This is a genomic window from Lachnoanaerobaculum sp. (genome assembly GCF_057250505.1).
Window position 1 is genome coordinate 1 of sequence record NZ_DBHIEQ010000056.1, and the last position, 6,380, is coordinate 6,380.

The 6,380-nt window shown below is 37.7% G+C and carries 6 protein-coding genes; all 6 read left to right on the forward strand.

Going from position 1 to position 6,380, the window contains the following annotated elements:
* A partial coding sequence (locus ACO6FI_RS13020) for an amino acid--tRNA ligase-related protein (RefSeq protein ID WP_485457700.1) occupies positions 1-233 on the forward strand: 233 nt, incomplete at its 5' end.
* 28 nt (positions 234-261) lie between these two features.
* On the forward strand, positions 262-939 hold the full coding sequence (locus ACO6FI_RS13025) for a response regulator transcription factor (RefSeq protein ID WP_124952007.1): 678 nt from the start codon (positions 262-264) through the stop codon (positions 937-939).
* 23 nt (positions 940-962) lie between these two features.
* Entirely contained in the window at positions 963-2,414 is a 1,452-nt protein-coding gene (gene gltX / locus ACO6FI_RS13030; RefSeq protein ID WP_485457701.1) for a glutamate--tRNA ligase, read from the forward strand.
* Positions 2,389-4,227 (forward strand): ATP-dependent helicase, encoded by a 1,839-nt coding sequence (locus ACO6FI_RS13035; RefSeq protein WP_485457702.1) that lies wholly within the window; start codon positions 2,389-2,391, stop codon positions 4,225-4,227. The genes gltX and ACO6FI_RS13035 overlap by 26 nt, the downstream gene beginning before the upstream one ends.
* 9 nt (positions 4,228-4,236) lie before the next feature.
* Positions 4,237-5,772, forward strand: a complete 1,536-nt coding sequence (locus ACO6FI_RS13040) for a sensor histidine kinase (RefSeq protein ID WP_485457703.1) — start codon at positions 4,237-4,239, stop codon at positions 5,770-5,772.
* Positions 5,769-6,380: cobalt-precorrin-5B (C(1))-methyltransferase CbiD (gene cbiD, locus ACO6FI_RS13045; RefSeq protein WP_485457704.1), on the forward strand; the 612-nt coding region annotated here is incomplete at its 3' end. The genes ACO6FI_RS13040 and cbiD, both read left to right, overlap by 4 nt.

Below are 6,380 nucleotides of genomic sequence, written 5' to 3' on the forward strand. Positions count from 1 at the left end.
CAAATGAAAGATTCGGATATCTTTTGGAAGCATTTAAGTACGGTGTTCCGCCTCATGCAGGTCTTGCATACGGTCTTGACAGAGTGGTAATGCTTATGGTGGGTGCAGATTCAATCAGAGATGTAATTGCCTTCCCTAAGGTTAAGGATGCATCAGACCTTATGACAAATGCACCTGATAAAGTGGATGATACACAGTTAAAGGAACTTGGAATAAAGATAGAAGAAAAATAACACATAGGTCTGCTGATTTGGAGATTATATGGAAGATATAAAAATATTGGTGGTAGATGATGAAGCCAGAATGAGAAAGCTTGTAAAAGACTTTCTAAGCATTAAAGGCTACATAGTGTTGGAAGCACAAGACGGAGAAGAGGCACTTAAGGTATTTGACGCCAACAAGGATGTCAAACTGATACTTTTAGATGTGATGATGCCGAAAATGGACGGCTTTGAAGTCTTGGAGGCTATAAGACAGTATTCAAAAGTACCTGTTATGATGTTGACTGCCAGAAGTGAAGAAAGAGATGAGCTTGAAGGGTATAAGCTCGGTGTGGATGAATATATCACAAAGCCGTTTTCTCCAAAGATACTTGTGGCAAGAGTTGAAGCCGTACTTAGAAGGACTGTGGGTGAAGCCGAGGACAGGTTGATTGCAGGCGCCATAGAGATAGATAAAGTTGCCAGAAGTGTATATATCGATAAAAAGCCTGTGGATTTAAGCTTTAAAGAATATGAACTTTTGACATATTTTATTGAAAACAAAGGAATTGCACTGTCCAGAGAAAAAATTCTAAGCTCGGTGTGGAACTATGACTATTTCGGTGATGCCAGAACCATTGATACTCATGTAAAAAAACTTCGTGCAAAAATGGGTGAGCGAGGTGACTATATAAAGACTGTATGGGGCATGGGCTATAAGTTTGAAATCACACCATGATTAAATATAGATAAGGAGTCAATATGACAAAGATAAGAACAAGATATGCACCAAGTCCAACAGGAAGAATGCATGTTGGAAATCTTAGAACTGCATTGTATGCATACTTGATTGCAAAGCACGCAGGAGGAGACTTCCTGCTTAGAATAGAAGATACAGATCAGGAAAGATATGTAGAGGGTGCTACAGAGATAATATATAATACACTTAAAGAAACAGGTCTTACACATGATGAAGGTCCGGACAAGGACGGAGGCTGCGGCCCTTATGTACAGAGTGAAAGACAAAAAGAGGGTATTTATCTGAAGTATGCAAAAGAGCTTATAGATAAGAAGCAGGCTTATTATTGCTTTTGTACTCCTGAGCGTCTTAACTCACTTCGCTCAAGTGTAAACGGTGAAGAGATAATGAAATATGACAAGCATTGCCTGTCACTGTCTGAGGAAGAAATAAGAAAAAAACTTGAGAGCGGTATACCTTATGTTATCCGTCAAAACAACCCTACTACAGGAACTACTACATTCCATGACGACATATACGGAGATATTACGGTGGATAACTCGGAGCTTGACGATATGGTACTTATAAAGTCTGACGGATATCCTACTTACAACTTTGCAAATGTGGTAGATGACCACCTTATGGGCATCACACATGTAGTCAGAGGAAACGAGTATCTTTCATCCTCACCTAAGTACAACAGACTTTACGAGGCGTTCGGTTGGGAAATCCCTACATATGTTCACTGTCCTCTTATAACAAATGAAGAGCATAAGAAGCTTTCAAAAAGAAGCGGTCATTCATCATTTGAGGATTTGATTGAACAGGGATATGTTGCAGAGGCTATTGTAAACTTTGTGGCACTGCTTGGCTGGTCTCCTGAAGATGACAGAGAGATATTCTCACTTAAAGAGCTTGTTGAAGCCTTCGATTATAAGCATATTTCAAAGTCACCGGCTGTTTTTGATATGGTAAAACTTTCATGGATGAACGGTGAGTACCTTAAAAAGATGGATGAAGAAGATTTCTTTAAGCTTGCAAAGCCGTATATCGACAAGGTTATCACAAAGCCGCTTGATATAAGAAAGATTGCAAATATGGTAAAGACAAGAATAGAGGTTTTACCGCAGATTGCAGACCATATAGGTTTCTTTGAAAAGCTTCCTGATTATGACATCTCAATGTACACACATAAGAAGATGAAGACAAACTCCGAGAATTCACTTGTACTTTTAAAAGAGGTATTGCCTATTTTGGAAGCTGCAGATGACTACTCAAATGACAATCTCTTTAGTATACTGTCCGCATTCGGCAAAGAGCATGAGTATAAGACAGGATTTATTATGTGGCCGATAAGAACAGCACTTTCAGGAAAACAGATGACTCCTGCAGGCGCTACTGAGATTATGGAAGTTCTCGGAAAAGATGAATCAATAAGAAGGATTAAGATTGGAATTGACAAATTACAGCAGTAATCAAAAAAAGGCCATAGAACATGGGGCAGGTCCCCTTATGGTATTGGCGGGACCCGGATCCGGAAAGACCTTCGTTATCACACATAGAATAAAATATCTTATAGAGGGGCCGGGTATAAACCCGGCCCATATTTTAGTTGTAACCTTTTCAAGGGCGGCTGCAAAAGAGATGAAAGACAGATTTGAAAAACTCTGCAAAAAAAGTACTGTTACATTCGGAACTTTCCATTCGGTTTTCTTTAATCTCTTGAAAACGGCTTACGGATTTAGCTCCGAGCAGATAGCCTCAGATGAGTTAAGGTACACTCTTATTAAAGAACTTATAAAAAGAAACTCTATAGAAAATGAGGATATCAATACACTTGCCGGCAATCTGTTAAATGAGATAGCGCTTGTAAAACAGGACAATATCAGTATAAAAAACTACTACTCAAACAATATATCAAGTGACACATTCAAAAAAATCTACAGTGATTATGAAAGTGAACTTGAGGTAAGAGGAAAACTTGACTTTGAAGATATGCTCTCACTTACATATGAGCTTTTAAGTGAGCGGAATGATATTTTAAAGGCCGTTCAAAACAGATATCGCTACATACTGGTAGACGAGTTTCAGGATATCAACTTCTTACAGTACAATATAATAAAGCTGATTGCAGGTGAGAAACAAAATATTACAGTAGTAGGCGATGATGACCAGTCCATCTACAGATTCAGAGGAGCAAGGCCTGAGATAATGCTTGGTTTTGAAAGAGATTTCAGGAATGCAAAAAAGGTTTTTCTGGATATAAATTTCAGGTCAAGTACACAGATAGTGAATGCTTCAACAAAGCTTATATCTTTTAACAGTAAGAGATTTCCAAAAAGCTTTAAGGCAAAGAACGGAGACGGTGCGCCTGTATCTTTGATAGAGTTTAAAAATCCTTTCCTTGAGGTAAATTCTATAATAAAGGATATTAAGGATTATATAAAATCGGGTCAGGATATAAACAATATAGCCGTACTTTATCGAACCAATCTTTCGCCGAGGCTTTTGATAGAAAGACTTATGAGAAACAATATTCCTTTCACTATAAGAGATGCCATACCGAATCTGTTTGACCACTGGGTGGCAAAGGATATTATCTCATATATAAAGCTTGCCATAAATATGGGAGATAAAAGTGACTTGCTTCGCATCTCAAACAAACCTAACAGGTATATAAGCAGAGATTCGCTTTCCTCTTCAAGAGCAAATATAGAGACACTTTTTGACTACTACGATGATAAAAGTTATATGATTAAAAGAATAGTGGAACTTAGAGAGCATTTAAGGACTATAAAGAATCTTAAACCTGCTACAGCCCTAAGATATATAAGAAATGTGGTCGGCTATGATGAATATATAGAGGAGTACTGTGATATGAACGGCGTTGAAAGTGATGACTGCTACAGTATACTTGGCGATCTTGAAAACAGCGCCGCGGAGTACAACACCTTTAATGACTGGTTTGTACATATGGATGAGTACAAAGATGAGCTTATAGAGGCAAGAAAGAAGTCAAATGAAAACGATAAAGGTGTAAGGCTTATGACTTTTCATTCATCAAAGGGTCTTGAGTTTGATATAGTCTATATAATTGATGTGAATGAGGGCAGTGTACCTTATAAGAAGGCGAAAGGGATTGACGAGATTGAAGAAGAAAGAAGAATGTTTTATGTTGCAATGACAAGAGCAAGAAAAAAGCTCTTCATATGTTATTGCGTGGAAAATTTCGGAAAATCTATCGGCAAATCAGACTTTGTCATAGAGCTTTCCTCCAAATCTAAGTAAGGTATATATATGATTAAAAAATTTAGTCATTCACTGCGTGTGAAGATAACTCTTATAATACTGCTCCTTATTTCCATACTGCTTTTGTCTATCGGAATTTTAAATAATTTCGGTCTGACCTGGTATTATCAGAATGAAAAGGTGAGTGAAATACATGAAGCATATCTTAAATTGGATAATGAAGTAAAAAAGCTTTCAGAAGACGGACAGACTATTATCGGAGAAAATGAAGACAGCGAGTCTGTTGTCAATGAGAGGGTATCAAATATTGTATTGGATTATTCAAACAAGCACAATATAACTATCGCTTTGGTGGATTCAATGACGGATAAGGCGATATACTCTTCTCAACGAGAGGGAGATATGTTTCTTGACAGGATACAGGACGGCTTTATAGGTAATAAAAATATTAAAAAGAAAGATATCCTGTATAAAAGTGACAACTATACTATAATACTTCACAATACGCAAAAAAACAGTTCCTTTATAGAAGGTTTCGGATATTGCAGTGACAATCAGACTATTGTTATAATGTCCACACCTGTGGCGGGACTTAAAGAGAGTGTGAATATCTCAAACAAGTTTCTTATATATGTTGCCGTTATAGGATTTATTATAACGGTAATAATCACCTTCCTTATCACAAAGATGATTACAAGCCCTATCCTTCAACTGGCGGAAATCTCAAATAAGATGGGAAAGCTTGACTTTACCGCCAGATATATGGGTAAGAGAAGCGATGAAATACAAACTCTCGGTCAAAATATGAACTATATGTCAGACAGATTAAAAAAGGCAATAAGCAAACTTCAGGAAGCCAATGAGGTGCTGAAAGAGGATATAAAGAGAAAAGAAGCCATTGATGAGATGAGAAAGGACTTTATAGCCAATGTATCACATGAGCTGAAGACGCCTATTGCACTGATACAAGGATATGCCGAGGGGCTTAATGAAGGACTCTGTGAGGATGAAGAGAGCAGAAAGTACTATACCGAGGTCATCATGGATGAGAGTGAAAAGATGAACAAGATGGTAAAACAGCTTTTAACACTATCATCACTTGAGTCGGGAAACAGTATATTACATAAAGAAAACTTCAATATGACCTCACTGACAGAGGGTGTTTTAAGTTCCATATCTATTCTTATCGGTGAAAAAAATGTGAAGGTGGATTTTGATACTTCAAAGGATGTATTTTTATATGCCGACGAGTTTAAGATAGAGGAGGTTGTCACAAACTATATAAGCAATGCAATTCACCATGTTAATGATAAAGGTACAATCAAAATAGATGTATCTGAAGATGAAAGTAATGTATATTTTAGTGTATACAATACAGGCAATCAAATACCTGAAAAAGATTTGGCCAATGTATGGGAGAAGTTTTTTAAGGTGGACAAGGCGCACTCCAGAAGCTATGGAGGCAGCGGTATCGGACTTTCTATAGTAAAGGCAATAGTCGAGGCTCATGGCGGAGTAGTAAAAGTAGCCAACAAATCGGACGGAGTGGAGTTTGGTTTTAAAATACCAAGGATGAAAGAATGACAATTGACGAGTTTAACAATAAAAACGGATATACACAAAGATACGGATTTACAACAGGTACAACCGCAACCGCCGCAGCAATAGGTGCGGCGTATCTGTACCTTAAAAAAGAAAAGCGGATTGTGGATGTGGATTTACCTTACGGTATAACACTTAGTATTCCGATAGAGTACTCAAAAGTGGAAAATAACGAATATATCTGTTGTGTAAGAAAGGATGCCGGAGACGACCCTGATGTCACAGATGGCATCCTGATAAGCACTAAATTGGAATTTATAAATGGCGATAAGCTTGAGTTTCATTTTTTTGCAGGTGAGGGAGTCGGTACATTTACAAAAAACGGACTTGCGCTTCCAAAGGGTGAACCTGCCATAAACCCTGTTCCAAGGCAGATGATGATTGACAATCTGAGCAAAATTTTTGCAGAGAATAACCTTACCGGAACGGTAAACATTACAGTTATGGTTGAAAACGGTATGGAGGTTGCAAAAAAGACCTTTAATGAAAGGCTTGGTGTAATCGGAGGTATCTCAATACTCGGTACTTCAGGTATGGTCTTGCCTATGAGTAAGACTGCACTGCTTGAAACGATAGAAGCGGATATAAAG

Excerpts from the sequence above, each read along its gene's own strand:
- ACO6FI_RS13040 (WP_485457703.1), top strand. The coding sequence starts at position 4,237 with ATGATTAAAAAATTTAGTCATTCACTGCGTGTGAAGATAACTCTTATA.
- ACO6FI_RS13025 (WP_124952007.1), top strand. The coding sequence starts at position 262 with ATGGAAGATATAAAAATATTGGTGGTAGATGATGAAGCCAGAATGAGA.
- gltX (WP_485457701.1), top strand. The coding sequence starts at position 963 with ATGACAAAGATAAGAACAAGATATGCACCAAGTCCAACAGGAAGAATG.